Below are 26,820 nucleotides of genomic sequence, written 5' to 3' on the forward strand. Positions count from 1 at the left end.
CACAGCATCCCCTCATATTTCGTGAAACAGCCCCTCATCACCGAAGAAATCGGAGCAGGACATGCGCAGCCAGAGCAGAAAACCAGCGCGTGCATTCGTCGCCGTGGCGGTCGCGGGGAGTCTCCTCGCCGCTTGCAGCGGAGCGGGGGGCGGGTCCTCGGACGACAAGTCCATCAACGTCCTCATGGTCAACAACCCGCAGATGGCCGATCTGCAGAAGCTGACCGCGAAGCACTTCACGAAGAAGACCGGCATCAAGGTCAACTTCACGGTGCTGCCGGAGAACGAGGTCCGGGACAAGATCAGTCAGGACTTCTCGAACCAGGCCGGCCAGTACGACGTGGCCACCATCAGCAACTACGAGGCGCCGATCTACGCCAAGAACGACTGGCTGCACGCCCTCGACCCGTACATCGAGAAGGACAAGAAGTTCGAGGCCAAGGACATCCTCACCCCGATGCAGGTCTCCCTCAGCGGTGAGGACGGCAAGACGTACGGCACGCCGTTCTACGGCGAGTCGTCCTTCCTCATGTACCGCAAGGACATCTTCGCCGAGCAGGGCCTGAAGATGCCCGCGAAGCCGACCTGGCAGGAGGTCGCCGACCTGGCCGCCGAGGTGGAGGGCGCCCAGAAGGGCATGGCGGGCATCTGCCTCCGCGGGCTGCCCGGCTGGGGCGAGCTGATCGCGCCGCTGACCAGCGTCGTGAACACCATGGGCGGCACGTGGTTCGACGAGAACTGGGAAGCGAAGCTGGATTCGCCCGAGTTCACCAAGGCGACCAAGTTCTACGTAGACCTGGTGCGGGAGCACGGTGAGGCCGGCGCGGCCCAGTCCGGGTACGCGGAGTGCCTGAACAACATGACCCAGGGCAAGGCCGCCATGTGGTACGACGCCACCGCCGGCGCCGGCTCGCTCGAGGAGACCAAGTCCCCGGTCAAGGGCAAGATCGGCTACGTTCCGGCGCCCGTCGACAAGACCAAGAGCTCCGGCTGGCTCTACACCTGGGCGTGGGCGATGCAGAAGGCGTCCGGAAACGCCGACAGCGCCTGGAAGTTCATCTCGTGGGCGTCCGGCAAGGAGTACGAGGAGCTGGTCGGCAAGGAGATCGGCTGGGCGAACGTCCCCGCCGGGAAGCGCGCCTCGACGTACGAGAACCCCGAGTACCAGAAGGCCGCCAAGTCGTTCTACAAGGTGACCCACGACGCGATCGACCAGGCCGACCCGCGTAATCCGGGTGTGCAGAAGCGTCCGGCGCCCGGCATCCAGTTCGTCGGCATCCCGGAGTTCACCGACCTCGGCACCAAGGTCTCGCAGGAGATCAGCGCCGCGATAGCGGGCCGCCAGTCCGTCGAGTCCGCGCTCGAGAAGTCGCAGAAGCTGGCCGAGAAGGTAGGCGAGGAATACCAGTGATGAGCGCGCCCCCGGCGGCCGCCGCGCCGCCCGCCGCCTCCGCTCAGGACCCGCAGCCGCCGCCCGCCGCGAAGCGGCCGGCGCTGCGGGCCTGGGCGACCAGAGCACCGCTGATGCCCGCCCTGGTCTTCCTGATCGTGGTCACCCAACTCCCGTTCGCGGCCACGCTGGTGACCTCCCTCTTCGACTGGAACTCGCTCCACCCCGACGACCGGCACTTCACCGGTTTCGACAACTACAGCACCGTGCTGGCCGATGCGGAGGTACGCGAGTCGGTGGTCACCACCGCCGTGCTCACCGCCGTCGTGGTGCTGGTCAGCATCGTCATCGGGCTGCTGCTGGCCTTGTTGCTGGACCGCTCGTTCAAGGGCCGCGGCATCGTACGGACGATGCTGATCGCGCCGTTCCTGATCGTGCCGGTGGCGGCGGCGCTGCTGTGGAAGCACGTGCTCTACAACCCGGAGTACGGGCTGTTCAACGGCCTGCTCAACTGGCTCGCCGGCCTCGTCGGCATCGACGACCCGGTGCAGCCCGAGTGGGTGACCGACATGCCGCTGCTCGCGGTGCAGATGTCGCTCATCTGGCAGTGGACGCCGTTCATGATGCTGATCCTGCTGGCCGGGCTGCAGAGCCGGCCGCTGGACCTGATCGAAGCGGCCCGGCTGGACGGCGCGGGCAACTGGCAGATATTCCGCTATCTCACGCTGCCGCACCTGCGCCGCTATCTCGAACTGGGCGCCCTGCTCGGCTCGATCTACATCGTGCAGAACTTCGACGCCGTCTTCACGATCACCAAGGGCGGGCTCGGTACGGCCAACCTGCCGTACACGATCTACGAGACGTTCTACAACGCGCACGAGTACGGCGAGGCGTCCGCCACCGGTGTGCTCGTCGTCATCGGGTCCATCGTCATCGCCACCTTCGCTCTGCGAGTGGTCTCGTCCCTCTTCAGCGAGGAGGTGTCCCGGTCATGACCGCGACCCTGACGGCGCCCGCCAAGGCCCGTACCGGCCCGGTACCCGCCCCCGTACGCCGCGCGCGCAGGCGGAACGCCGCCCTCGGGCTGCTGGCCTGGATCTCCGGGATCCTCTTCTTCCTCCCGGTCGCCTGGATGGCGCTGACCTCGCTGCACTCCGAGCCGGACGCCGCCACCAACCCGCCGTCGCTGGGCGCGCCGCTCACCCTGGACGGGTACCGGGAGTTCTTCGGCGCAGGGGGCGGCAACAGCCCCTGGCCGCCGCTGATCAACTCGATGACGGCGTCCGTGGTGTCCACGCTCCTGGTGCTGCTGCTGGCGTTCCCGGCGGCGTACGCGCTGTCCATACGGCCGGTGCGCAAGTGGCGGGACGTGCTGTTCTTCTTCCTGTCCACGAAGATGCTGCCGGTGGTGGCCGGGCTGCTGCCCATCTACCTGTTCGCCAAGAACACCGGCATGCTCGACAACATCTGGCTGCTGGTCATCCTCTACACGTCGATGAACCTGCCGATCGCCGTGTGGATGATGCAGTCGTTCCTGGCCGAGGTCCCCATATCCGTCATCGAGGCCGCCCAGATAGACGGCGCCCGGCTGCCGACCATCCTGGCCCGGGTCATCGCCCCGATCACCGGCCCCGGGATGGCCGCCACCGCCCTGATCTGCTTCATCTTCAGCTGGAACGAGATGCTGTTCGCGCAGGTGCTCACCGGTGTGGTGGCCCAGACCGCACCCGTGTTCCTGACCGGCTTCATCACCAGTCAGGGCCTCTTCCTGGCCAAGGTGTGCGCCGCGTCGCTCGCCATTTCCCTGCCGGTGCTGGCCGCCGGGTTCGCCGCCCAGGACAAACTCGTCCAGGGCCTGTCGCTAGGAGCCGTCAAATGAAGGCCGCACTCGTCGAATCGCCCGGAAAGGTCACACTCACCTCCGTGGCCGACCCCACTCCCGGGCCGCGTGAGGTGGTGGTGGACGTCGCCGCGTGCGGGTTGTGCGGCACCGATCTGCACATCATGCAGGGCGAGTTCGCGCCGTCACTGCCGATCGTGCCCGGGCACGAGTTCGCCGGCGAGGTCGTCGGCATCGGTACGGACGTCACCGAGCTGTCGATCGGCGACCGGGTGGCCGTCGACCCGTCGCTGTATTGCTTCGAGTGCCGGTACTGCCGCACCGGACACAACAACCTGTGCGACCGCTGGGCCGCCATCGGGGTCACGACGGCGGGCGGCGCGGCGGAGTACGCCGTCGCACCGGTCGCCAACTGCGTGCCGCTGCCCGAGCACGTACGCACCCAGGACGCCGCGCTGATCGAGCCGCTGTCCTGCGCGGTGCGCGGCTACGACGTGCTCAAGAGCCAGCTCGGTTCCCGTGTTCTCATCTACGGCTCGGGGACGATGGGCCTGATGATGCTCGAGCTGGCGAAGCTCACGGGCGCCGCGGCGGTCGACGTGCTGGACCTGAACGCCGAACGGCTCGCCACCGCCCGCAAGCTGGGCTGCTCCGGCAGCGCGTCGAACGCCGACGAGTTCGACCGGCCGCAGGGCTGGGACCTCGTGGTCGACGCGACGGGGAACGGCGCCGCGATCCAGGACGGGCTGGGACGGGTCGCCAAGGCGGGGACGTTCCTGCAGTTCGGCGTCTCGGACTACGCGACGCGGGCGACGATCGAGCCGTACAAGATCTACAACCAGGAGATCACCATCACCGGCTCGATGGCCGTCCTGCACAGCTACGAGCGCGCGGCGGAGCTCTTCGCGGCGGGCGTGCTGGATCCGGACGTCTTCATCAGCGACCGGCTGCCGCTGTCGGACTACCCGTCGGCGCTGAACGCGTTCGCGGCGGGGGTGGGGAGGAAGATCGTGGTGGTGCCGTGAGGTGACGCATGCGGCGCGGTGGCTCGGTGGGTCCGGCCTAGGTCGGCTCGCCGTGTCGGCCCGCGCCGGCGGCGAAGCGCGCGGCTCCGTCCAGGGCCTGGGCCAACACGCCCTGTCCGTGCCGCAGTTCGGTGTCGATGGCCTCGGCCTCCGGCAGCCCCTCCTGGTCCAGTACGGACGCGCGGTCGCTGCGCAGGCAGTCCTGCGGGAGCCCGGCGATCTCCGCCGCGAGCTCCTCCGCGGCCGTACGGGCCCGGCCGTTCGGCACGAGGCGGTTGGCCAGGCCCATCTCGTACGCCTCCTGCGCGGCCACGGGCCGCCCGGTGAGCACCATGTCCATGGCGCGGGAGGTGCCGATCAGCCGCGGCAGCCGTACGGTGCCGCCGTCGATCAGCGGCACGCCCCAGCGGCGGCAGAACACGCCGAAGACGGCGTCCTCCTCGGCCACCCGGAGGTCGCACCAGAGCGCCAACTCCAGCCCGCCCGCGACCGCGTGGCCGCTCACCGCGGCGATGACGGGCTTGCTCAGGCGCATCCGCGTCGGGCCCATCGGCCCGTCGCCGTCGGGGGCGACCCGGTTTCCGCGCGGGGTGCCGACCGACTTGAGGTCGGCGCCGGAGCAGAACGTGCCGCCCTCGCCCCACAGCACGGCGACCCGCGCGTCGTCGTCGGCGTCGAAGGCGCGGAAGGCGTCGGCGAGGGCGGTGGCCGTCGCGCCGTCGACGGCGTTGCGTGCCTCGGGCCGGGCCAGTACGACGGTGCTGACCGGGCCGTTCCGCTTCACCCACACGGTCATACGGCGGCCCCCGCACCGGAGTTCGCGCCACCGGCAGCCGAGCCCGCACCCGCCACACCCGCCGAGCCCGTACCCGCACCCGCACCCGTACGCGAGTCAGCGCCCGCACCCGAGCCGCCCGTACGCACCCGCCCCAGCACCGCGCCGAAGTCCGTCCCCGCGGGCAGCGTCCCGAACGCCCGCCCCCACTCGCCGCCCAGCCGCGACGCGCAGAACGCGTCGGCGACCGCCGCCTCGCTGTGCCGTACGAGCAGCGCCCCCTGGAGCACCAGCGCCATCCGTTCCGCCAGGCCCCGCGCCCCCAGCTGCGCCTCCGCCGGGTCGGACAGCCCGGCGAGTCCGGCGAGTTCCTTGCGGAGCGCCGCCACGGCCGCGTCGAGCCGCCGGTCGGCGCCGGCCGCGCGGTCCACCTCGGCGAGGTACGCGTCGAGCGTGCCCGCGTCGCGGGTGAGGGCGCGCAGCACGTCGAGCGCGGCGACGTTGCCCGAGCCCTCCCAGATGGACAGCAGCGGGGCCTCGCGGTAGAGCCGGGGCATGCCGGACTCCTCTACGTAGCCGTTGCCGCCCAGGCATTCCAGGGCCTCGGCCGTGTGTGCGCTGCCGCGTTTGCACACCCAGTACTTGCCCGCGGCCAGCCCCAGTCTGCGCAGCGCCGCCTCGTCCGCGTCCCCGGCCTGCGCGCGGTCCAGCGCCGCGGCCAGCCGCAGCCCGAGGACGGTCGCGGCCTCGGACTCGAGGGCGAGGTCGGCCAGCACGTTCCGCATCAGCGGCTGTTCGGCCAGCGGGGCGCCGAACGCCCGCCGGTACGTGGCGTGGTGCAGCGCCTGCCGCAGCCCGGCGCGCATTCCGGCGGCGGACCCGAGGACGCAGTCGAGCCGGGTCACGTTGACCATCTCGACGATGGTGCGGACACCGCGGCCGGGTGCGCCGACCCGCCAGGCGAGGGCGTTCTCGTACTCGATCTCGGCGGAGGCGTTGGAGTGGTTCCCGAGCTTGTCCTTGAGCCGCTGGAGCCGCAGCCCGTTGCGGGTGCCGTCGGGCAGGACGCGGGGGAGCAGGAAGCAGGTCAGCCCCTCGTCGGTCTGCGCCAGGGTCAGGAAGACGTCGCTCATCGGGGCCGAGGTGAACCACTTGTGCCCGGTGATGCGGTACGCCTCCGCGCCGCCGGCGCCGTCCGTGCTGGCCATGCTGTCTGTGCTGGCGATGCTGTCTGTGCTGGCCATGCCGTCTGTGTTGTCTGGGGGTGACGGCACCGCGCGCGTGGTGTTGGCGCGGACGTCCGAGCCGCCCTGCTTCTCCGTCATCGACATGCCCGCGATCAGCCCGGCCTTGCCGAGCGGCGGCCGCAGCCCGAAGTCGTAGCCGCGGGCGGCGAGCAGGGGTTCGTAGGCTTCCGCGAGGCCCGGTTCGGCGCGGAGGGCGGGCACCGCGGCGTACGTCATCGAGACCGGGCAGCCGTGTCCGGCCTCCGCCTGCGACCACGCGTAGAACTTCGCCGCCCGCAGCAGGTGCGCCCCCGCGCGCGGCTCCGCCCAGGGCGCCGCGTGCAGCCCGTGCTCGACCGCCGTCGTCATCAGCTGGTGCCAGGCGGGGTGGAACTCCACCTCGTCGACGCGGTGCCCGTACCGGTCGTGCGTGCGCAGCCGCGGCGGCTGCTCCTCGACCTGCCGGGCCTGCTCCTGCACCTCTGGCGAGCCGGCGAGCGCGCCCAGCCGCAGCAGCTCCGGCTCGCCCCAGCCCGCGCCGTCCCGCCGCAGCGCGTCGAGCAGGGCGGGCTCGTCGGCGGTGCTGAAGTCGCTCAGCGGCGGCGCCTGGTTGAAGACTTCGTGGGTGGCCATGTTCCCGACGTTACGCCTTCCGGATGCGCGCGGTGAACCCGTAAGGGATAGAATTCCGGACAGATGAACGATTACGGGAGCGAGAACGGGACAACCGGCGGCAGACCGGCCGACAGCGGGTCGCTCGAGCTCCGGCCGCTCACCGCCCGTTCCATCGTGCTGAGCACCCTCCTCGGGCACCATCCGCCGCGGCTGCCCGTACGGGCGCTGGTCCGGGTCGGGGAGCTGTTCGACGTCGCCGAGGGCACCGTACGGGTGGCCCTCTCCCGCATGGTCGCAGCCGGTGACCTGGAGCAGCGCGAGGGCACGTACGGGCTCACCGCCCGGCTGCTGGCACGCCAGGCGCGGCAGGACGACAGCCGTTCGCCGCGTGTCCGCGACTGGGACGGCCGCTGGGAGATCGCGCTCGTCACCGCGGACCGCCGGCCCGCCGCCGAACGGGCCGCGCTGCGGCAGACGATGACCGCGCTGCGGCTCGCCGAGCTGCGCGAGGGCAGCTGGCTGCGGCCCGCCAACCTGGAGCGTCCGCGCCCGCCCGTCGTACGCGCCCAGTGCACGCTGCTCACGGGCGCGCCCGAGGGCGACCCGGCGGAGCTGGCCGCCGCCCTGTGGGACCTGGACGGCTGGGCGCGGCGGGCCCGCGCGCTGGCGTCGGCGCTGGACGGGTCCGCGGACCTGGCGGAGCGGTTCACGGTCGCGGCTGCGGTCGTACGGCACCTGCTCGCCGACCCCGTACTGCCCGAGCCGCTGCTGCCGCCGGACTGGCCGGGCGCGGGGCTGCGCGGCCGGTACGGCGCGTTCGAGAGCGAACTCGGGGAGGTGCTGCGGCAGTACGTGGCGCCCGGCGCGCCCGCCGGGGCGCGGAACGCGGCGGAGCGCTACGGCGTTCGGGGGACCGCACGGCAGCGGCGGGAATGATCAACGGGGGCCGTCCGTTCCCGCCCGTATGAAGGCAATCGTGACAGACAGCTACGACGGACCCGACGGCCTCCGGCTCACCGACCGGCCCGACCCCAAGGTGGCGCCGGACCACGTGCTCGTACGGGTACGGGCGGCGGGCGTGAACCCCGTCGACTGGAAGGTCGCCGAGGGCGGGCTCGACCCCCTCTTCGAGACGCACTTCCCGCTGATCCCCGGCTGGGACGTGGCGGGCGTCGTGGAGGCGGTCGGCCTGGACGCCACGGAGTTCTCCGTAGGCGACGAGGTGCTCGGCTACGCGCGGCGGGACGACATCCAGCACGGCACGTACGCGGAGCTGGTGTCCGTGCCCGTACGCGCGCTCGCCCGGAAGCCCGCGGCGCTGGACTGGCGGCAGGCCGCCGGGCTGCCGCTCGCGGGCCTCACCGCGTACCAGGCCCTTGACCGCGTGCGCGTGCGCGCGGGCGACACCGCGCTCATCCACGCCGCGGCTGGCGGCGTCGGCTCACTCGGCGTGCAGATCGCCGTCGCACGCGGGGCACGCGTCATCGGCACGGCCAGTGAGCGGAACCACGACTTCCTGCGCGGTCTGGGCGCCGAGCCGGTGACCTACGGCGACGGGCTCGCCGAACGGGTGCGGGCGCTCGCGCCCGAAGGCGTGGACGCGGCGCTCGACTTCGTCGGGGGCGGCGCCGCCGCGGCGTCCCAGGCGCTCGTACGGACGCCGGAACGGATCGCGTCCATCGCCGACGGCGAGGTGACGGCGCTGGGCGGGCACCTCGTCTGGGTACGCCCGGACGCGGCCGGGCTCACCGCGCTCGGCGACCTCGCGGACGCGGGGAAGCTGACCGTCCACGTCGACCGCACCCTGCCGCTCGCCGAGGCGGCGGAGGCATGGCGGCTGAGCAAGGAGGGCCGCACGCGGGGCAAGATCGTGCTCGAGGTGAGCTGACCGCCGTACGCACGGACAGGACGTGCGTACGGGGCTGGACGTGCGTACGGGATGTGCGTACGGGACGGGACGTGCGGCCGGCGGGGGCTCAGGCGCCCGCGGCGCCCTGCCGGTCCACGTACTCGAAGACCGAGCCGTCGGGGTGGCGCGCGATCAGGTTCCGCCCGGCCGGTGTCGGCTTCGGGCCCGCGATGATGTCGGCGCCGACCGTACGCAGGTCGGTGACCGCGTCGTCCACGTCCTTGACGGCGAGCGTCGCGCTGATCTTGCGCAGGATGTCGAGGTGCTCCTGCGGGCCGCTCATCAGGAAGAAGGGGCCCACCGCGGCGACCGACACCGGACCGCTCTGAAAGCGGGCCGCCTCCGCGTTCGCGAGTTTCTCGTACACCGGAATGGCGGCGTCCAGATCGTCGACGCAGACCCGCAGCGAAGTCCCCAGAATCTCCATGCGGGGCAGCGTAGTTGATGGCGCGGGCCGGGTCAGTGCCGCATGGCGGAACGGGGCACGCCGTGCCCGGATCCGGCCCGCCCGTTCAGGACCGTGGCGCCCGTTCAGGACCGTAGCGCCCTTCAGGACCGGGGCGCGCGGCCGAGCGCGACCACGACCTCCTGCACGTTCCGGTAGTGGCCGCCGCGCGGCAGCTCCCGCAGCGTGTCCAGCAGCGCGTCGGGGGCGTGCGCGTCACGCAGCGTGCGCATCAGAGTGCCCCTGTCCGCCGGGAAAGGGGTGCGGCCGAGATGCCGCGCCAGGTCGGAGCGGAGCGCTTCCGCCTCCGTCTCCTCCCGGTCGGGGCCCGTGTCCCGGGGGACCGCCCACTCGGCCAGCTGCGGGTCGTCGTCCGCGTCGGGTTCGGGGTCCTTCCACTGCTCCGCGTGCGTCGGGTGCCCCGACTGCAGCCTGCCGCGCAGCTCCTTCTTCATCTCGTCGTCCAGATGGACGTTCATGCGGTCACTGCCGCGCTGCGGGCTCTCGCCGTCCGCCATCGCGGCCACCTCCTTCCCGTGTTCCCCCGTACGGCCAGCGCAGCAGCGCGCCCAGGCCCCCGGCCGGCAGCCCGGCCGGGGCGTCCGGCGCCAGCTCGCCGGGCCGTACGCAGACCACCTCGGCGCCCGTCACCGCCGCCGCGCGCAGCAGCGCGTCGTCCGCGCGCGCGGTGGCGGGCGGCCCGCCGAGGTGCTCCGTGCCGGTACGGTCCACCGCCATCTGGTCCGGGTCCTCGCCGACCCACACCTCGCGGTGCACGTTCGCTCCGTCGGGCCGGATCAGCAGCGAGCCGATACGGTGCTCGCGCGCCGCGTCCGCGAGCGAGTGCACGTTCTCCGTGGCCCACACGCGGCCGTCGTCCGTCGGCACCCGTCCGGCCACGAAGCGCGCCATCGCCGTCGAGGTGCGCTCCCGCGAGTGCCCGTTCCGCGCCCGCGCCACCTCGTCTGCCAGCGGCCGCCGGCTGCCGCGCGCGGCCTGGACCGTACGGTTCCGCAGCCGCGCCGGCAGCTGCGCGTGCAGCGCACGGCGCGCGGGCACGTCGCCGGCGAGGACCAGCAGCTCGGCGCCGTACGCGGAGAAGCACCTGCTCAGCGCGTCCGCCACGGCCTCGGAATCGCGTACGCGGCCCGCGTCCCGTATGCCCAGCGGACCGTGCAGCTCCAGGTCGGCGCCCGCCGGGTGCACCCGCGCGGCCAGGGCCACGGGGTGGCGTTCCAGCAGCTCCAGCAGCGGGCCGGTGTGCGGCAGCGCCTCCCAGCACGCGTGCGGGCCGCCGCCCGGGGGCGGCGTGGCCAGCGGGGGAGCGAGCACCACTTCGCCGTGCGCGGCGAAGACCGCGCGGCCCGGCGGCTGCGGCGGGCGCCCCGCCGCGGCGAGCACGTCGTACACGGCGCGGCAGGTGCCCTGGTCGGCGCCCTGCCGGCGCAGCCGGGCGCAGGCGGCGTGCGCGTGTGCCTGCTGACGGGAGGCGGCGTCCCCGGGTGCGGTCGTAGTGTCGAAATAGACCGAGGCCCACGGCCCCGGGCGGTCGAAGAGCGGACTGAGGAATCCGAGCTCCATCGCTCCCTCCTTGAATCGCCCTGATCGGGTACCCGCTGAGACAAGACCGACACGAGGAGGGCGCATGATGGGAATCGATCCGAAGGATCTCTCCGACGCGCAGCTGCTCAAGGAGCTGGAGACGATCCACCGCACCCGGCACGACACCCTGCTGCACGGATCGACGGAGGCACTGGGAGCCCACAACGCGCGCATGGCGGAGCTGGAGGGCGAGTACCTGCGCCGCCACCCGCGCCGCCCCGTGGCCCCGGGCCGTACGAGGGAGGGCGCGCGGGCGCGCGTGAAGTGACGCCGTACGCCCGGAGCCCGGAGCCCGGGGCGCCCGGAGCGCCCGCCCGGAATCCCCGCCGGGCCGCCGCCGGGAGCGCCGCCCGAGCCCAGCCGGAACCACCGTGCGAAATCCGGGTGCGTCGGCCGCCGCCCGTATCCGAGGCTGGGCCCATGGACACCGAAGCCACACTGACCCCGGGTGACCAGGTCACGGTCACCCTCCTCAAGCACGAGCGCCACGACGTGCGTTACCCCGCGACGGTCATCCGCGACGACGGCACGCACGCCGTCGTACGCGCCCCCTGGGCGGGGCCGCCGGTAAAGGACTTCGGGTTCGTGCGCTTCGAGCGCGGCGACGTCTTCACCGAGCACTACTGGCGTGACCGCTGGTACGCGGTGAAGGAGGTGCGCGATGCCGGCGGACGCCTCAAGGGCTGGTACTGCGACATGACGCGCCCCGCCCGGGTCACGGACGGGGCGCTGGCGATCACCGATCTGGAACTGGACCTGTGGGTCTCCGCGGACGGTACGCAGGTGCTGCGGCTGGACGAGGACGAACTCCTGGCCAGCGGTCTGCCCGAGAGCGACCCCGAGGCCGCCGCACGGGCGCGCCGGGCTCTGGACGAGCTCGAGGCGCTGGCCCGTACGGACGGCTGTGCCGGTCTCGCCCGTCTCACCGCAGGCTGACCACCCCCGTGGACGCGGCGGTCCGTACGGCCGTCACAGCGGCCTGATCCGTACGTCCCGGAACGAGATCACATCGGACGTGCCGTGCGTCTGCAGCCCGATGTAGCCGCTGTCGTGCTGCCGCCCGTCCGTGCCCGGGTCGTCGTCACGCGGCGGGGAGAACAGCTGGCCCGGCGCGTTCTCGAACTCGTTGATCAGCCGGCCGTTCCGGTAGACGGAGTAGTGCTGGTCGACGACGCGGATCTCGTAGTCGTTCCACAGACCCTTCGGCATGGCCATCGAGTCGCCGTAGCCCACCAGGTCGAAGCCGTACGTGGAGCCGGTCTTGTACTGGTCGCCGCCCTTCCCGTCGTAGATCTGCATCTCGTGCCCGTACTTGATGGCCACCCACTCCGGACGCGACTCCTCCGGGTGGTCGTGCACTCCGGGGAAGCGCACGAAGACGCCGCTGTTCGCCCGGCCTTCGGCCGGCGCGTCGTCGCGGAACTGCAGCCGCAGGGAGAAGTCGCCGTACTTCTTCTCCGGGAACCACAGCATCCCCATGCCCTCGATCTCGCGGCTGCTGGTCAGCGTGCCGTTGGACTTGCGGTCGAAACCGCCGCCGCCGACGTGCTCCCAGCGCGCGAACGACTCCTCGGTCCCGTCGTAGACCTTCTCGTAGCCGGTGGTGCCCTTGGCGCCCACGTCGGACCGCTCGGCCGCGTCCGTGATCGCCTCGCGCTCCTCGGCGTCGATGACGTCGTCCGTAACGAGCTTGTCGGTCACCGTGTCCACGTGCTCCCGGAACGCCTTCTCGCCGTCCCAGGTGGCCTCGTCCTCGATCAGTTCGTTGACGGTGCAGCCGTCCGGGGCCACGCGGTTGGGCACGCCGGACTGCTCGTCGCCCACGACGACCAGCGGACGGCCGTCCCGCTCGGGGCACACCGGGTCCGGCTCGCCGCCGTCCTCCACGACGGTGAAGGTGACGGTGCCGGTCTCGGAGGAGTTGCCCGCGTTGTCCGTGGCGCGGTAGCTGACGGTGTGCTCGCCGACCGCGTGCACCATGAACGGCTCGGTGTACGGCGTGAACTCACCGCCGTTCACCGCGTACTCCACGCTGGCCACGCCGGACGAGTCGTCCGTCGCGTCCAGCGTCACCGTGGCCATCGTGATGTACTCGCCGTCCGGCGTCTGCTCGCCGTCGACCTTCGCCGTCACCTCGGGCGGTACCGCGTCGTCCGGCGGTTCGACCACCGTGAACGCGGCGGACTCCTCCGCAGACACGTTCCCGGCGTTGTCCGTGGCGCGGTACTTCACCGTGTGCTCGCCGAGCGCGTCCACCACAACCGGCGCCGTGTACGCGGCGAACTCACCCCCGTCCAGGGCGTACTCGATGCTCGCCACGCCCGACGAGTCGTCCGTCGCGGCCAGCGAGACGGTGGCGCTGCCGATGTACGCGCCCGAGCTGTCCTGCCGGCCGTTCACGTCCGCGGTGGGCACCGGCGCGGTCGTGTCCTCGCCGCCGCCACCGGTGACCACCAGCTCGCCCTGCATGCTGCCGTGCCCGGGGAGGGCGCAGTAGTAGTGGTACACGCCGGGGGAGAGGGTCACGGACACCTCGTGGCGGCCGCCGTTGGCGTCGTTCGGGTTGGCGAGGATGTTCACGTTCACGTCGGAGTTGTAGTCCGGGTTGCCCGTGGTGAACGTCAACGTGTGCGGCATCGCCGTCGTGTTGCCCGTCGCCGCGCTGTTCTCGAAGACGAGCGTCGCCTCGCCGGCGACCGCCGTCGTCGGCGCCGACGTGTACTCGGTGATGCTGTCGCCCGCCGTCCAGGTGAGCACCTGAGCCGCCGCCTGCTCCGTCTCACCCGGCGGCTGCTGTGCCTGGGCGGACGGGCCGAGCGTCAGCGTGAGCGTCGCCAGGACGAGCGTCATCACGGTCGCCAATGACCGTAGGGTCTTGCCGATCCTCCGTCGTGTCATCGCTTACCGCCTCCCGCGGAGTCCTGCTTCCCGAGGGTGTTCGCGGCCAGCGGTGTCGGTGGCCCTCCCTCGTACGTCACGCGCCACAGCGCGGAGTCGCCGTCCGCGGTGAAGAACCCGCGGCCGTAGTCCTGGACGTACAGCGCGCCGTCGGCGCCGAACTTCCAGTCCATGAGGTTCCGGATGCCGCCCTCGCCCGCGGGCACGATCGCGTCCAGGCTCTCGGCGTGCACCGGGAGTCCGCCGCTGCCCGCGTTGGACGGGTCCATGACGAGCGCGTGGCGCGGCTGGTCACCGTCGTAGAAGTCCCCGGTGAACCACTTGCCGTCCCAGTACGACGGCCACTTGACCGCGCTGTTGCTGCCCTCGTCGAAGCGGTAGACCGGGCCCGTCATGGCCGCCTGGCCGCCGCCCTTCAGCCACGGCAGCCGCAGCTGCTGCTCCTCCAGTTTGTAGCTGGGCACGCCGTCGGCGTTCCGGGGGAAGTCCGGACCGCCGCCCTGCGGCGAGTACCAGATGTTGTTGTCGCGGGCCGGCGGCAGGTTCACCAGCCCGTCGTTGTTGGGGGACTCGTTCTTCAGGTCGCCGCAGTCGTACCAGTCCAGCGGCTGCGTCGGATCGGGCAGATTGCGGTCCCGGTACGGCTGCCTGTTGCCCATGCAGTACGGCCAGCCCTGGTTGCCCGCCGAGGTGATGACGGCGAACGTGTCGTACTTCGCGGGACCCCACGTGGTGCTGGGCTCGCCCGCGTCGGGCCCGACCCAGCCCGCGTACAGCCAGTCCGTCTCCTGGTCGACGGCGATGCGCGCCGGGTTGCGTACGCCCATCACGTAGATCTCGGGCCGCGTCTTGCCGCCGCCCTCCTCGTTCCCGGTGAACAGGTTGCCCTCGGGGACGGTGTACGTGCCGTCGGCCTCCGGGTGGATGCGGAGGATCTTGCCGTTGAGGTTGTTGGTGTTGCCCGCGGTGCGGCGCGCGTCGGCGAACGAGACGCCGCCGAAGTCGGGCTCCGGGTTGTTGCCCGAGTAACCGTCGCTGAACCGCGAGGAGTTGTTGTCCCCGGTGGCGATGTACAGGTTGCCCTTGGAGTCCCAGTCCATGCCGCCGCCCGCGTGGCAGCAGCTGTGGATCTGCACGGGCCAGCTCAGCAGGACCTTCTCGGAGGCCACGTCGAGCTTGTTGGTCGCCAGGTTCATCTTGAAGCGGGAGACGCGCCGTTCGGCCATGTGCGCCGTACGGTCGATCTTCGCGTGCGGCGTCCAGTGCAGGTAGACGAGCCCGTTGGTGAGGAAGTCCGGGTCGAGCGCGATGCCGAGCAGCCCCTCCTCGTTCTTGATCAGCTCGTCGCCGCCGCCCTTGTTGCCGAACACGTCGAGCGTGCCGGCCAGCGTGACCTTCCCCGTCTTCGGGTCCCAGACGTGCAGGGTGCCGTCGCCGAGGCCCATCTTCGGGTCGTTCCAGTCCGTCACCACCGGGGAGTTCGGCATGCCGCCGCCGCGCCCGATGGAGAACACCCGGCCGTCGTCCGCGACATCCAGCCCGTGCGGCTCGCCGATCTGGTCGAGCTGGTCCGGCTGGTTGGGCTGGGTGACCCTCGTCGCCTTGTAGTTGGCGGCGATCGTCGCCTTGCAGTCGGCCTGCGTGAGCCGCGTCGTCCACTGCAGTGCACCGCTCAGGTGCTTGCGGAAGTTGGACTCGCCGAAGCTCGCGACCGTGCCGCCCATGCCGGTGTAGAACGACCGGCCGCCCTCGTAGTCGCGGCACCACGAGACGGGGTGGTCCCAGCCGTTGGCGCCCTCGCCGGGGTCGTAGGTGCTCTCCCGTACGCGGGCGACGGTGTGCACCTTGCCGCTCGGGTTCTCCGCCCAGTTGAACCAGGTGTCGTTGCGCGCCCACTCCAGCGGCAGGCCCTTCGTGGCCGGATGGACGCGGTCGCCCACCTCGACGGTCGCCTTCTGCGGCGCCGTCGGGCCGCCCTCGGCCGGACGGCTGCCGATGAGGCCGGTGAACCACTCGCTGTCCGGCTCGGCGCGGGCCGCGTCGTGCAGCCCGAGGAAGCCGCCGCCGGACTTGATGTACTCCGTGAACGCCGCCTCCTGGTCCGCGTCCAGCAGATCGCCGTCGGCGGAGAGGAACACGACGGCGTTGAACTTCTCCAGCTTCCCCGGCGTGAACACGCCCGGGTTGTCGCTGACTTCGGTGCTGAAGCGCTGCTCTTCGGGTGCCTCGCTGCCGATCTGCTCGATCGCCGCGATACCGGCCTGGGTGACGTCGTCCGGCGCGTTCTCGCCATGGAAGACGAGGACCCGGACGTCGGCCGAGCCCGGAGGCTCCTGTCTCTTCTCGGCTCCGCCGCCGACATCGTTATCAGTGCGCGCGTTGGCGGGTGCTCCTGCCAGCAGCGACACGATCATGGTGGCGGCAAGTGCTAGGACGTGTGCTCGGCGCCGCATAGTTCGCACACCTCTCGTGGGTGCTCGTGGATGAACTGCAACGCCCTAGGAAGCTAAACGACTTTTGCCGAGCCGCCAATGGCTATGACCGAAACCAACTGAACTTTGTCCAGAGGGTGGTCAAACTCTCGGAGGCTTCCTAGCATGACTGGCCGTCAACGTCGTGGAAGACGACCGAGGGTCGTGAGAGACGACCGAGGAAGGTATCCGCATGGCGCGATCACGCTTTTCCCGGCGGACGTTCACCAGCGGCGCGGCTCTGGCCGCGCTCACCCCGACCGGCCTCGCCACGGCACACGCCGCCGACGCGCGGACCGCCGCGGCGCAGCCCGCGGCCGCGGCGGCCGGCGAGACACGCCTCGTCACGATGTACATCGAGGCGCTGCCCGACGGGCAGATGGGCTACGGCCTCAAGCCCGGCGAGGCGACCATCCCCGGACCGCTCCTGGAGATGTACGAGGGCGACACGCTGCACATCGAGGTCGTCAACACCCTGGACGTGGCGGCGAGTCTGCACGTGCACGGCGTGGACTACGAGATCGACAGCGACGGCACCCATATGACTGACAGCGTTGTCGAACCGGGCCAGAAACGGCTCTACACCTGGAAGTCGCACGAGCCGGGGAAACGCGCGGACGGCACGTACGTACACGGCAGCGCCGGCTACTGGCACTACCACGACCACGTCGTCGGCACCCACCACGGCACCGGCGGCATCCGCAACGGCCTCTACGGCGGGCTGATCGTACGGCGCAAGGGGGACCCCGTCCCCGACAAGCAGTTCACCTGCGTCTTCAACGACATGACCATCAACAACCGGACCGGCAAGCCGGGTGACGACACGCCCAACTTCAAGGTGAAGCAGGGCGAGCGCTGCGAGTTCCTGGTGATCACGCACGGCGAGTTCTACCACACGTTCCACGTGCACGGTCACCGCTGGGCGGACAACCGTACGGGCATGCTGGCCGGGCCGGACGACCCGAGCATCATCGTCGACAACAAGATCTGCGGCCCCGGCGACTCGTTCGGCTTCCAGGTGATCGCGGGCGAACACGTGGGCCCCGGGGAGTGGATGTACCACTGCCATGTCCAGAGCCACGCGGACATGGGCATGGCGGGCCTCTTCGTGGTGACGGACGAGAGCGGCAACGTGCCGGGGGGCGGGGGCCACTGAGCCTTTGCCCCTCGACGGTCGGCCCATCCAGCCCGTCTCTCCGATTGACGACGGGCGTACGGCCGCGCCACCCAGCCGGTCCGCCGGTTGGCGAGGTCGGGAGGCCGCGGCATCCAGCCCGTCTGCCGGTTGGCGACGGCGGGAGGCCGCGGCATCCAGCCCGACCGGCGTTTGAGGACGGCCCTCAGCCACGGTGGTGCCGAGGCGGGTCGCACGCCGCGGACCACCCCGCGGGGGCGTGGCCTCGCGCCGCACCGGTGCGCACCGGCGGCGCGGGCCGCCCACCGGGCCGTGGGGGCCCGGATGCGTCCTCAGGCGCCGGACGGGCTGGACGGGCGGCACGGGCCGTACGGCGCATGTCGCCCGCCGCCCCGGACACCCGTCTGCCAGAGTGACCGTGACGTACGCACACGTACGCACACGTACGTATGCGCAGCGCGCCTGAAGAGCGCGAGGGACAGCGGAACGGTGGAGGCAGGCCGATGCGGCACACCGACGTGGCGACGGCCGCATGCGGCTACTGGCACCGCCGCGGTCTGCACACCGAGCCCGGCCAGGTCGTCACCGCCCCGGGCGCGCCGCTCCTCCTGCTCGCGCTGCTCGCCGGGGCCGCCGCCACCCCCGCCGGTCCGGCACCGGGCGCGCTCGGGGAACGGGCGGTGCGCCGGGAGGCCGTCACCGGGGCGACAGCCGCCCCCGGCGTGACCGCGGCCCCCGGTGCGTCCGCCGCCCCCGGCCAGGCCCCCGCGGCGGGCGGGCCACCGGAGGGCGGGGGCCCCGGCGGCGCGCCGCCCGGCGGCCAGGGCCCGACCGGTCAAGGACCCGGCGCCGTCCTGCTGCCCCGCCCCAGCGCCGCCTGGCACGCCCCGCAGGCGCGGCTCCTCGGGCGGCCCGTACACCCGGTCCCCGTGCCCGCCGAGTGCGGCGGTGTGCCCGACCCGTTCGCGCTGCTGGAAGCCGTACGACGGGCCCGCGCCGACGGCGGCGACCCCCGCGTCCTGCTGCTCTCCGTCGCCGACGACCCCACCGGCACCACTGCGCCGCCCGAGCTGCTGCACGAGGTGTGCGAGGCCGCCGTGAACGAGGGCCTCCTCATCGTCAGCGACGAGAGCTGGCGCGACACCTCCCACAGCACGCGGGACACGGTCGTCGTCAGCCCCGCCGAGATGGTCGGGGACGGCCACGCCGACTCGGTCGTCGTCCTCGCCGGACTGAACGCCGCGCTGCTGCCGCCGGGGCTGAGCGCGGGCATCGCCCGCTTCCCGGACAGCGACTACGGCCGTGCGCTCGGCGACCACGTACGCGAAGTGCTCGGCGCCCTGCACACGGGCCTGCACGGGCCGGACGCCGACGCGGCGGCTGAGGCGCTGGCCGAGCCCGCGCACGTACGGGAGCGGCGCGCCGCGGAGGCGGCGCTGCACGGGGCGTACGCGGCGGCCCTGCACGACGAGTTCACGGCGGCCGGGGCGCTGTGCCGTCCGCCGCAGGTCGGGCGGCACCTGTACGTGGACCTGGAGCAGTCCCGTACGCGGCTCGCGGCACACGGGATCGAGGACGCCGCGGCGCTGGAGGCGGAACTGGTGCGGCGGCTCGGCCCGTACGCGACCGGCGGGCACCGAGTCGGGGACGATCCGCTGGGGTTGCGGGTACGGATCTCGACGGAGGTGCTGGCGGCGGGTGTGCCGTCTGCGGACGTACGGGCCGCGGACGTACGGGCCGCGGACGTACGGGCCGCGGACGTACGGGCCCCCGGCGCGCGTCCGATGGAACTGCCCGGCGTGCCCGAGGCACTTGAGGCTGTGCATACGGCTCTCGCGGAGCTGCTCGCCTCCGACTGAGGTGCGCTCCGCGCGGTCCGCAGGCGGTGGCGCCGAACGGCGGTCGTGGTCGGCCGAGCGGCGTGGTCCCGGCCCGACCGTGCTCGCTCCGGTCCGTCCTCAAACGCCGGACGGGCTTGATCCGCGCCGGGACTCAGCGCACCGTGCTGTCCCGGCTGTCCTGCTTGCCCCGGCCATCCTGGCCATCCTGGCCATCCTGGCCGTCGGGCGCCTCGTGCCCTCCGTCCGTACGCCGTGCCGTCCGCGCCGTACGGCGTTCCGTACGGCCCCCTCCGCGTCGGCCACGGATGCGGCGCCAGACCGTCGGTGCCACGCTCACCAGGACCGTCAGGCCGACCGCCGCCGCCACGCCCTGCCACGGCTCGGGGAAGAGCGAGCCGCCCGCGACGCCGATGAGCTGGTACGTCGCCGTCCATGCCAGGCATGCCGGAATGTCCCCGCGTACGAAGTTCCGCATCCGCATGTGCGACATCAGGCAGGCCAGCATCACGGGAATCCGCCCCGCGGGCACCAGCCTGGACACCACCAGCACCGCCACGCCGTGCCGGTCGAGCTTCTCGCGGGCCTGGGCGAGCCGTTCCGGCGCCGCCCGTTCGCGCAGCTGCTCCAGCCAGCGGGAGCCGTTGCGGGAGCCCATGCCGCGCTGTCCCAGCCAGTACAGCCCGAGGTCGCCGAGGAACGCGGCCAGCGCCGCCACGCCGAACACCAGCAGCAGCGACACTGCCGGGACGCTCTGGTGGAACGCGACCACCGCGGCCCCGCTGACCAGCGCGCCCGTCGGCACCACCGGCACCAGCGAGCCGAAGACCACCAGCAGGAACAGCGACGGATAGCCGATCGCCTGCTGCGTCGTCTCGGGCGGCACCGCCCGTACCGCCGCGAACAATTCCCCGCCGAGCGCCGTGATCATACGGACGTCTCCAGCCGCGCGGTTTCCCCGTGCCGGAGCCGGTGCACCCGTACGTGCGGTGTGAGCTGCGCCGCGAGCCGGGCGAACTCGTCGCCGGGGGAGTGGAACTCGTGCGGTCTGATCGCGTCCATGCCGATCGGCCAGTACGTGCCGTAGTGCACCGGTACGGCGCAGCGCGGGCTGATCCGCGTGAGCGCCTGTGCCGCGCCGCCCGCGTCCAGATGCCCGTCACCGAGGTACGGGCCCCAGCCGCCGACCGGCAGCAGCGCCACGTCCACGGTGCCGACGGCGTCGGCCATGCCGTCGAACAGGCCGGTGTCACCGGCGAAGTACGTACGGGCCTCGCCCTCCACCACGTAACCCAGCGCGGGCGCGCGGTGCGTGCCGTACGGGAGGCGGCGGCCGTCGTGCGCCGCGGGCACCGCGCACACCCGTACGGGGCCGGTCCGCACCACGTCGCCGGGGACCACCTCCACCAGGTCGAGCAGCGTGCCGAGCCGGCGCAGGCCGGGCACCGCGCGGGGCGCGCCGCGCGGCACGACGACGCGGGTGCCGGGCGGCAGCCGCGTGAGCGAGCCGACGTGCAGGTGGTCGGCGTGCAGATGGGACACGAGGACGACGTCCGCGAGCGTCGCGGAGACGGGCGGGAGCGCGCCGCGCCGTCGGCGGAGGTGTGCCATGCGGCGTACGAGAAGCGGGTCCGTGAGCACGGTGACACCCGAGTCCCGGACTGTGGCGGTGGCGTGACCCCACCACGTGACCTCCACCGGCACGTGTGCTCCTCTCCGCGGCGGGGGCGCCGCCCCTCCTTGAGCGTAGCCGCCCGTTCAGCCCGTCCGGCGTTTGAGGACGGCCCGGAGCGGCCACCGGCCGGCGGCGGGCCTGGTGCGCGGCCATTCCGCTGCCGGGTTTCCGGTCACCCGGGCCGTCGCGACGGGACCGGCGCGGGGCACAGCGCGCCTCCGCCGTGGCCGGGGGCCGTCCTCAATCGCCGGACGGGCTTGATTTTGCTGAGGTCCGCTCCCAGATGACCGGTGGGCCGCTGGGTCGGAGGGTCCGACCCCTACGGGTCGTATCGGGCGTAAGCCCGAGGCTTCCGGGGCGCGCACTGTGAAAAAGTGGACAATGTCCCGCGCCCCGACGTGTGCGTCCGCCGCGCGCGGGCGTGCGTGACCGGAACGTGAGGAGACCACAGCGTGCGACTGCGTCTGCCACCCTGGCGCGCCGTGGGCAGCACCGTCCTCCGCGTGCTCGCGGTGTGGGCGGTAAGCACCGTGACCATGCTGCTGCTCGCGGGCGGCCTGCCGGACTTCCGGCTGCAGTCACCGAGCGGCGACAGCGCCACCCGTATCGCCGTCACGGCCGCGTTCGGCGCGGGCGCCTTCGGGGTGCTGAGCGCGCTGGTGTGGCCCGTGCTCGTACGGGCGCTGCTGCTCGTGCCCGCCCTGGTGCTGGGGCTGCTGGTGTTCTTCCTGAACGGTTCCCTCCTGTGGATCGCCCTCCGCGTCACCCCGGACCGGGGCGACGTCAACGCGGAGACGGCCGTGGTGGTCGCCGCCGTCATGTCCGCCGCCTCGTCGGCGACGAGCACGTTCCTCGCCGTACGGGACGACGGCGCCTACCGGCGCAGGCTGGCCCGGCTCGCCGGACGGCGGCGGCGCCGCGAGGGGACGGCGGGTCCCATGGACGAGAGCCCCGGCGTGATCTTCCTGCAGCTCGACGGCGTGGGGTACGACGTGCTGCGCGAGGCGATCGAGGGCGAGCAGCCGCTGATGCCGACCGTCGCCGCGCTGCGCGGCAGTACGCACCGGCTGACCCGGTGGCGTACGGACTGGTCCAGCCAGACCGGTGCCAGCCAGCTCGGGATCCTGCACGGGAGCAACGAGGACGTGCCCGCCTTCCGCTGGTACGAGAAGGAGACCGGCGTCGTCATGGTCAGCAACCGGCCCAGCGGCGCCGCCGAGCTGCAGCGCCGGGCCGTGGAGCGCACCGGGCGGTACGGGCTGCTGGAGACGGACGGTGCCAGCCGCGGGAACCTGTTCAGCGGCGGCGCCCGCCAGCTCGCGCTCGTGCTGTCCGTCTCCGCGCGGCGCGGCCGGGAAACCCGGTCCCGCGCGGGGTACTTCGCGTACTTCTCCGACCCGGCCAACGCCACCCGCACCGCGGTGTCGTACGTCGCGGATGTGTTCCGCGAGGTGGGCCAGTCCGTGCGGGCGCGGCTGCGCCGCGAGTCGCCGCGGGTTCCGCGCGGCGGCCTGTACCCGTTCCTGCGGGCCTTCGTGACCGTCGTCCAGCGCGACGTGGTGGTCGCGGCGGTGATCGGCGACGTGCTGGGCGGGCGGGCCGCGGTGTACGCGGACCTCGTCGCGTACGACGAGGTGGCGCACCACTCCGGGCCGCGCGGCCGGGACACCCGGCAGGTGCTGCGCAGCCTCGACCGCGCCGTCCGCATGATCGTCAAGGCGACGGACCACGCGCCGCGCCCGTACCGCGTCGTGCTGCTCTCCGACCACGGCCAGAGCACGGGTGAGACGTTCGCGGGTGCCTTCGGGCTGACGCTGGAGGACCTCGTACGGGCCGGGTGCGGCCTGCCCGTGCCGCGCCGTGCCGGGCGTACGCCCAGCGGGGCCGAGGCCCGGCAGGCGGCGCGCGCGGCGCTGCACCGCCCGGAGGAACCGCGCCGGGCCGGTCTGCTGGGCCGCCGCCGGCGCAGCCCGGACCGGCCGCCGCGCGGTACGGGGCCGGTGGTGCTGGCGTCGGGCAACCTCGCGCTGGTCTCGTTCCCGGACGTGCCCGGACGGATGTCGCGCGAGGCGATCGACGCGCGCCATCCGGCGCTGCTGCGGGCGCTCGCGGACCATCCGGGCATCGGCTTCCTGCTCGTGCGGAGCGAGGAGCACGGGCCGGTGGTGATCGGCGCGGGGGCGTGCGAACACCGGCTGGACACGGGTGAGGTGACGGGGGACCGCGACCCGCTGGCCTGCTTCGGGCCGGGCGCGGTGGCGGCGGTGCGGCGTACGGCCGGGTTCCCGCACGCCGCCGACATCATGGTCAACTCAAGCGTCGATCCGGCGACCGGCGAAGTGCACGCGTTCGAGGAGCAGATCGGCTCGCACGGCGGGCTGGGCGGGGAGCAGAACCAGGCGTTCCTGCTGTCGCCGCTGCGGCTGTCCGCGCCGGTGGTGTCGGGTGAGCTCGTCGGTGCGGAACAGGTGCACCGTGTGCTGCGGCGCTGGCTGCGCGAGGCACGCGGCGGCGCGGCGCCCGTACGGCACGCGCGCGCTGTCACGGAGCCGCAGGACGGCGACGGCCTGGCGGCGACGCAGCAACGGGTGGGGTGACGCGGGCGGTCGGTGCCGGTGCGCGCACTCGTACGCGCAGCGGCATACGCCCGGCGCCGCGGCTCAGGGCCGCGGTGACCGACGGGCCCGGGGGCCTGGCCCGTCGGCGGCTTTGCGCACAATGCGGGTATTACGGGTATTGCGGGTGTTTACGGGTGCTGGTTGGGACTCGGCGGCGGACCGCACGCGCGCGCTGAGCGCGGCGCCGGCGGTCCGCCCGCGTGGAGTCGGTTCCGGCGTCAGCTCTCCGCGCCGGCGCGCTCCCGGATGGGTGCGCCCACCTCGTTGAGGTGCCGCAGCGCCTCCCGCCACGACTGGACCAGGCCGGTCTCGTGGTACGGGATGTCGATCTCTTCGCAGTAGTCGCGCACGATCGCCTGGGCGTGCCGCAGGTGCGGGCTCGGCATGCTCGGGAAGAGGTGGTGCTCGATCTGGTAGTTGAGGCCGCCCATGGCGACGTCGATGAACCAGCCGCCCTTCACGTTCCGCGACGTGAGCACCTGCTTGCGCAGGAAGTCCGGACGCGCGTTGCCGCGCAGCGTGGGCATGCCCTTGTGGTTCGGGGCGAAGATCGAACCGAGGTAGACGCCGAAGACCGCCTGGTGGATGAGGAGGAACGCGACGGCCAGGCCGGGCGGCAGGACGAGGAACAGCGCGACCACGTAGCCGATGATGTGCGCGAACAGCAGCGCGCCCTCCAGCCAGCGCCGCTTCATGTGCGGCTGGCGCAGCGCCCGTACGCCGGCCACGTGCAGGTTGAAGCCCTCCAGCGTCAGCAGCGGGAAGAACAGCCCTGCCTGGTGCCGCCCGATGAACCGCGGGAGGCCCTTCGCCTCGCGGGCCTGGTCCGTGGACCAGACGAGGATGTCGGGGGCGACGTCCGGGTCCAGCTCCTCGTGGTTGGGGTTGGCGTGGTGGCGGGTGTGCTTGTTCATCCACCAGCCGTAGGACATGCCGATGCCGAGGTTGCCGATGATGAGGCCGCCGATCTCGCTGGGCCGCCGCTTGGTGAACACCTGGCGGTGCGCGAGGTCGTGGGCGAGGAGCGCCAGCTGGCCGAAGATCAGCCCGAGGCCCACCGCGACGGCGAGCTGCCACCAGCTGTCGCCGAGTGCGAAGAACGCCGTCCAGCCCAGCACGAGCGCGAGCCCGACCAGGGTGAACCGCAGTACGTAGTAGCCAGGCAGCCGCTTCTGCAGCCCCGCGTCGATGATCCGCCGGGAGAGCCGGGCGAAGTCGCTGCCTTGTGCCGCGTCCGGAGTCCGCACGGGTGGTGCTTCGGTGCTTGTCGTCATGCGGTCAGCCTGACTGGCCCGTGGGCATCACAGACAGCCGCGCAGCACGTGTCTTGAAACGGGGGCACGCCACAGTAAGAAGAGGGGACCTGGCTACACCCCGAAATCCCTCCGGGCCCGGTATCCTGCCCCGCCTCCTTGGCAGAACCGCACGTCAGCGGGGATCCGGTGCCTCGTACGTCCCCAACCTCCGGCTGTGCGCGGCTATTCCCACCCTTACGGGGTGTGTACGGGTGTGGTGGCGAATTCCGCACGTGTTTCCGTACACGTAGGGAGGAGTCCATACGTGTATGTGTGCGTCCGTGCGGGTGTGCGCGAGCGCGTGGGGGCGTGCGCGTACGGTCGCGGGCGCTGCCCGGCACCCGCGCGCGCCCGGCACCGCTCAGGCGCGCGGGCCGCGTACGCCGTCCTGCTCGCCGTCCCGTTCGCCGCCGTGCGCGCCGCCCCAGCGGGCGGCCAGCTCCTCCGGCGTGCGCGGCGGCGCTTCGCCGGCGGCGAGCAGGCCGTGCGCGCGCAGTGCCGCGGCCACCGCCGCAGCCCACGGCGTACGCAACCCGGCCGCCGTCAACAGCTCCGGGTCGGCGAGGAGCTCCGCGGCCGGTCCCGTACGCGGCCCGCCGGGAGCCAGTACCGCCGCGTCGTCCGCCCAGCGCAGCGCCAGGTCCACGTCGTGCGTGGCCATCACGACCGTCGTACCCGCGTCGCGCAGGCCGTCCAGCACCTCGAGCAACTGCTCCTGCCCGTGCGGGTCGAGGCCCGCGGTCGGCTCGTCCAGGATCAGTACGCGCGGCCGCATCGCCACGGCGCCCGCGATGGCGGCACGCTTGCGCTGCCCGTACGACAGCAGGTGCGTCGGCCGGTCCCGCAGCTCCGTGATGCCCAGTGCCGCGAGCGCGTCCGCCACGCGGGCGCGTACCTCGTCCTCGGGCAGCCGCAGGTTCAGCGGGCCGAACGACACGTCCTGGCCGACCGAGGCCGCGAACAGCTGGTCGTCCGGGTCCTGCACCACCAGCTGCACGGTTTCGCGCAGCCGCGTCAGGCCCTTGCGGTCGTACGCCACCGGCGCGCCCGCGAGCCGCAGTTCGCCGGAGGTGCACCGCAGGCCGCCGCTGAGCAGCCGCAGGAGGGTGGTCTTGCCGCTGCCGTTGCGGCCGAGCAGCGCCAGCGAACGGCCTTCCGGCACCGCGAAGTCCAGGTCGCGCAGCACGGCGGGGCCGTCGCCGTACGCGTACGCGGCGCCGGCGAGCTCGACCAACGGGGCCGCCGCGGGGCGGGGAGCGGGGGCCGGGACGGCGCCCGGGGTGGTGCCCGTGGTCATCGAACGAGCCCTTCCAGTACGAGGGTGAGCGCAGCGACACCCGTCAGCAGTGCGGCGGTGGCGGCGAGGAAGCGGGACGAGACGCTCGTATCGGGCACCAGCACCCGGAGCGTCCCGTCGTAACCCCGGCCCGCGAGCCCGGACTGCAGCCGGGCCGCCCGGTCGAAGGCCCGCACGAACGCCGTGGCGCCCAGGCCCGCGAGCGAACGCCACTGCGCGGCACGGCTGGTGTGCCCGAGCCGCGCCGCCTGCGCCTGGCGCACCCGGGACACGGAGTCGAGCAGCAGGAAACTCATGCGGTAGGTCACGAGCGCGACGTCCACGACCGCGGGCGGTACCCCCGCCCGTACCAGCCGCGGCACCACGTCCGACACCGGCGTGGTGAACGCGAACAGCAGCAGCCCGAGCGACGCCGCCGACGTACGCAGCAGCAACTCGCCCGCGTGCACCGGGCCGCCCGGATCCAGCGACACCAGCCCGGCGGCGCCGCCCTCCCCGCCCGGACCGCCGACACGGAACAGCAGCGGCACCGCGCCCGTGACACAGAAGCCGAGCGGCAGCCGGAACGCCCGCCACAACTGCCGTACGGGCACCCGCGCCGGGCCCAGCAGCACGGCGAGGGTGGCCCCGGCCACCAGCGGCGCGCCCGGCCACGGCGGCAGGCACACCGCGAGGACGGTCAGGCCGAGGCCGAGCACGGCCTTCTCCAGCGGATGGCGGCGGCGCCAGCGGCTGCTGTGCGCCGCCGCGTCTATGGGGAGCACGC

The 26,820-nt window shown here is 72.8% G+C and carries 23 protein-coding genes; 11 read left to right on the plus strand and 12 right to left on the minus strand.

Translation table 11 applies throughout. From position 1 onward, the window contains the following. The first annotated feature begins 61 nt into the window (after positions 1-61). The 4 genes from DVA86_RS00755 to DVA86_RS00770 are packed head-to-tail and all read left to right on the plus strand — an operon-like array spanning position 62 to position 4,255. Positions 62-1,411 (plus strand): ABC transporter substrate-binding protein, encoded by a 1,350-nt coding sequence (locus tag DVA86_RS00755; protein WP_208874869.1) that lies wholly within the window; start codon positions 62-64, stop codon positions 1,409-1,411. Beyond that, complete coding sequence (locus DVA86_RS00760; protein ID WP_208874871.1) at positions 1,411-2,385, plus strand: carbohydrate ABC transporter permease; 975 nt, start codon at positions 1,411-1,413, stop codon at positions 2,383-2,385. Before DVA86_RS00755 ends, DVA86_RS00760 begins: the two co-directional genes overlap by 1 nt. Next, positions 2,382-3,269, plus strand: a complete 888-nt coding sequence (locus tag DVA86_RS00765; RefSeq protein ID WP_208874872.1) for a carbohydrate ABC transporter permease — start codon at positions 2,382-2,384, stop codon at positions 3,267-3,269. The genes DVA86_RS00760 and DVA86_RS00765 overlap by 4 nt, the downstream gene beginning before the upstream one ends. Next, positions 3,266-4,255, plus strand: a complete 990-nt coding sequence (locus tag DVA86_RS00770) for a zinc-dependent alcohol dehydrogenase family protein (protein ID WP_208874874.1) — start codon at positions 3,266-3,268, stop codon at positions 4,253-4,255. Before DVA86_RS00765 ends, DVA86_RS00770 begins: the two co-directional genes overlap by 4 nt. Positions 4,256-4,292: 37 nt before the next feature. Here the strand turns inward: DVA86_RS00770 and DVA86_RS00775 are convergent, their stop codons facing one another. After that, positions 4,293-5,051, minus strand: a complete 759-nt coding sequence (locus tag DVA86_RS00775) for a crotonase/enoyl-CoA hydratase family protein (protein ID WP_208874876.1) — start codon at positions 5,049-5,051, stop codon at positions 4,293-4,295. Beyond that, on the minus strand, positions 5,048-6,889 hold the full coding sequence (locus tag DVA86_RS00780) for an acyl-CoA dehydrogenase family protein (protein ID WP_208874878.1): 1,842 nt from the start codon (positions 6,887-6,889) through the stop codon (positions 5,048-5,050). The genes DVA86_RS00775 and DVA86_RS00780 overlap by 4 nt, the downstream gene beginning before the upstream one ends. A 63-nt stretch (positions 6,890-6,952) precedes the next feature. Here DVA86_RS00780 and DVA86_RS00785 point away from each other — a divergent pair, with 63 nt between their 5' ends. After that, positions 6,953-7,807, plus strand: a complete 855-nt coding sequence (locus DVA86_RS00785) for a PaaX family transcriptional regulator C-terminal domain-containing protein (protein ID WP_208874879.1) — start codon at positions 6,953-6,955, stop codon at positions 7,805-7,807. Between the two features lie 28 nt (positions 7,808-7,835). Continuing rightward, a complete protein-coding gene (locus DVA86_RS00790; RefSeq protein WP_208874880.1) occupies positions 7,836-8,759 on the plus strand; it encodes an NADP-dependent oxidoreductase in 924 nt (307 codons plus the stop codon). An 88-nt stretch (positions 8,760-8,847) separates the two neighbouring features. On the opposite strand, the gene DVA86_RS00795 is transcribed toward DVA86_RS00790, so the two are convergent. The 3 genes from DVA86_RS00795 to DVA86_RS00805 all read right to left on the minus strand — a co-directional run bounded on the left by DVA86_RS00795 (position 8,848) and on the right by DVA86_RS00805 (position 10,806). Then, positions 8,848-9,207 carry a VOC family protein gene (locus DVA86_RS00795; protein WP_208874881.1) on the minus strand — a complete coding sequence of 120 codons (360 nt, stop codon included), beginning with the start codon at positions 9,205-9,207 and terminating at the stop codon, positions 8,848-8,850. A gap of 122 nt (positions 9,208-9,329) precedes the next feature. Further along, positions 9,330-9,743, minus strand: coding sequence for a DUF2795 domain-containing protein (locus tag DVA86_RS00800; protein ID WP_208874882.1), 414 nt, complete (start codon positions 9,741-9,743; stop codon positions 9,330-9,332). After that, the gene (locus DVA86_RS00805; RefSeq protein ID WP_208874885.1) at positions 9,709-10,806 is read right to left on the minus strand and encodes a baeRF2 domain-containing protein; all 1,098 of its coding nucleotides are present in this window, start codon (positions 10,804-10,806) and stop codon (positions 9,709-9,711) included. The genes DVA86_RS00800 and DVA86_RS00805 overlap by 35 nt, the downstream gene beginning before the upstream one ends. Positions 10,807-10,870: 64 nt before the next feature. Here DVA86_RS00805 and DVA86_RS00810 point away from each other — a divergent pair, with 64 nt between their 5' ends. Together DVA86_RS00810 and DVA86_RS00815 are read left to right on the plus strand one after the other, a co-directional pair. Further along, positions 10,871-11,095 carry a DUF6158 family protein gene (locus DVA86_RS00810; RefSeq protein WP_208874886.1) on the plus strand — a complete coding sequence of 75 codons (225 nt, stop codon included), beginning with the start codon at positions 10,871-10,873 and terminating at the stop codon, positions 11,093-11,095. 152 nt (positions 11,096-11,247) lie between these two features. Further along, positions 11,248-11,763 (plus strand): ribonuclease FAU-1 family protein, encoded by a 516-nt coding sequence (locus tag DVA86_RS00815; RefSeq protein WP_208874888.1) that lies wholly within the window; start codon positions 11,248-11,250, stop codon positions 11,761-11,763. Positions 11,764-11,796: 33 nt separating this feature from the next. Here the strand turns inward: DVA86_RS00815 and DVA86_RS00820 are convergent, their stop codons facing one another. Both DVA86_RS00820 and DVA86_RS00825 read right to left on the minus strand, forming a co-directional pair. Next, a complete protein-coding gene (locus DVA86_RS00820; protein WP_425470735.1) occupies positions 11,797-13,725 on the minus strand; it encodes an OmpL47-type beta-barrel domain-containing protein in 1,929 nt (642 codons plus the stop codon). Continuing rightward, positions 13,722-16,178 (minus strand): ThuA domain-containing protein, encoded by a 2,457-nt coding sequence (locus DVA86_RS00825; protein WP_208874889.1) that lies wholly within the window; start codon positions 16,176-16,178, stop codon positions 13,722-13,724. The genes DVA86_RS00820 and DVA86_RS00825 overlap by 4 nt, the downstream gene beginning before the upstream one ends. Positions 16,179-16,389: 211 nt before the next feature. On the opposite strand from DVA86_RS00825, the gene DVA86_RS00830 reads away from it, so the two are divergent. Together DVA86_RS00830 and DVA86_RS00835 are read left to right on the plus strand one after the other, a co-directional pair. Further along, positions 16,390-17,352: a multicopper oxidase domain-containing protein gene (locus DVA86_RS00830; RefSeq protein ID WP_208874890.1), complete on the plus strand. Its 963-nt coding sequence runs from the start codon at positions 16,390-16,392 to the stop codon at positions 17,350-17,352. Positions 17,353-17,834: 482 nt separating this feature from the next. Then, entirely contained in the window at positions 17,835-19,190 is a 1,356-nt protein-coding gene (locus DVA86_RS00835; protein WP_245996199.1) for an aminotransferase class I/II-fold pyridoxal phosphate-dependent enzyme, read from the plus strand. Between the two features lie 133 nt (positions 19,191-19,323). On the opposite strand, the gene DVA86_RS00840 is transcribed toward DVA86_RS00835, so the two are convergent. Beyond that, positions 19,324-20,100: a DedA family protein gene (locus tag DVA86_RS00840; RefSeq protein ID WP_208874892.1), complete on the minus strand. Its 777-nt coding sequence runs from the start codon at positions 20,098-20,100 to the stop codon at positions 19,324-19,326. Then, on the minus strand, positions 20,097-20,873 hold the full coding sequence (locus DVA86_RS00845; protein ID WP_208874893.1) for an MBL fold metallo-hydrolase: 777 nt from the start codon (positions 20,871-20,873) through the stop codon (positions 20,097-20,099). The genes DVA86_RS00840 and DVA86_RS00845 overlap by 4 nt, the downstream gene beginning before the upstream one ends. Positions 20,874-21,296: 423 nt before the next feature. On the opposite strand from DVA86_RS00845, the gene DVA86_RS00850 reads away from it, so the two are divergent. Next, positions 21,297-23,441 (plus strand): phage holin family protein, encoded by a 2,145-nt coding sequence (locus DVA86_RS00850; protein ID WP_208874894.1) that lies wholly within the window; start codon positions 21,297-21,299, stop codon positions 23,439-23,441. A gap of 239 nt (positions 23,442-23,680) precedes the next feature. Here DVA86_RS00850 and DVA86_RS00855 read toward each other — a convergent pair whose 3' ends face one another. The 3 genes from DVA86_RS00855 to cbiQ form a co-directional block, all read right to left on the minus strand. Further along, on the minus strand, positions 23,681-24,736 hold the full coding sequence (locus DVA86_RS00855; RefSeq protein WP_208874895.1) for a fatty acid desaturase family protein: 1,056 nt from the start codon (positions 24,734-24,736) through the stop codon (positions 23,681-23,683). 382 nt (positions 24,737-25,118) lie between these two features. Beyond that, complete coding sequence (locus DVA86_RS00860) at positions 25,119-26,054, minus strand: energy-coupling factor ABC transporter ATP-binding protein (protein ID WP_208874896.1); 936 nt, start codon at positions 26,052-26,054, stop codon at positions 25,119-25,121. Continuing rightward, positions 26,051-26,818, minus strand: a complete 768-nt coding sequence (gene cbiQ, locus DVA86_RS00865) for a cobalt ECF transporter T component CbiQ (protein WP_208874897.1) — start codon at positions 26,816-26,818, stop codon at positions 26,051-26,053. Before cbiQ ends, DVA86_RS00860 begins: the two co-directional genes overlap by 4 nt. Positions 26,819-26,820: the final 2 nt, after the last annotated feature.

Source organism: Streptomyces armeniacus, assembly GCF_003355155.1.
Taxonomy (GTDB): Bacteria; Actinomycetota; Actinomycetes; order Streptomycetales; family Streptomycetaceae; genus Streptomyces; species Streptomyces armeniacus.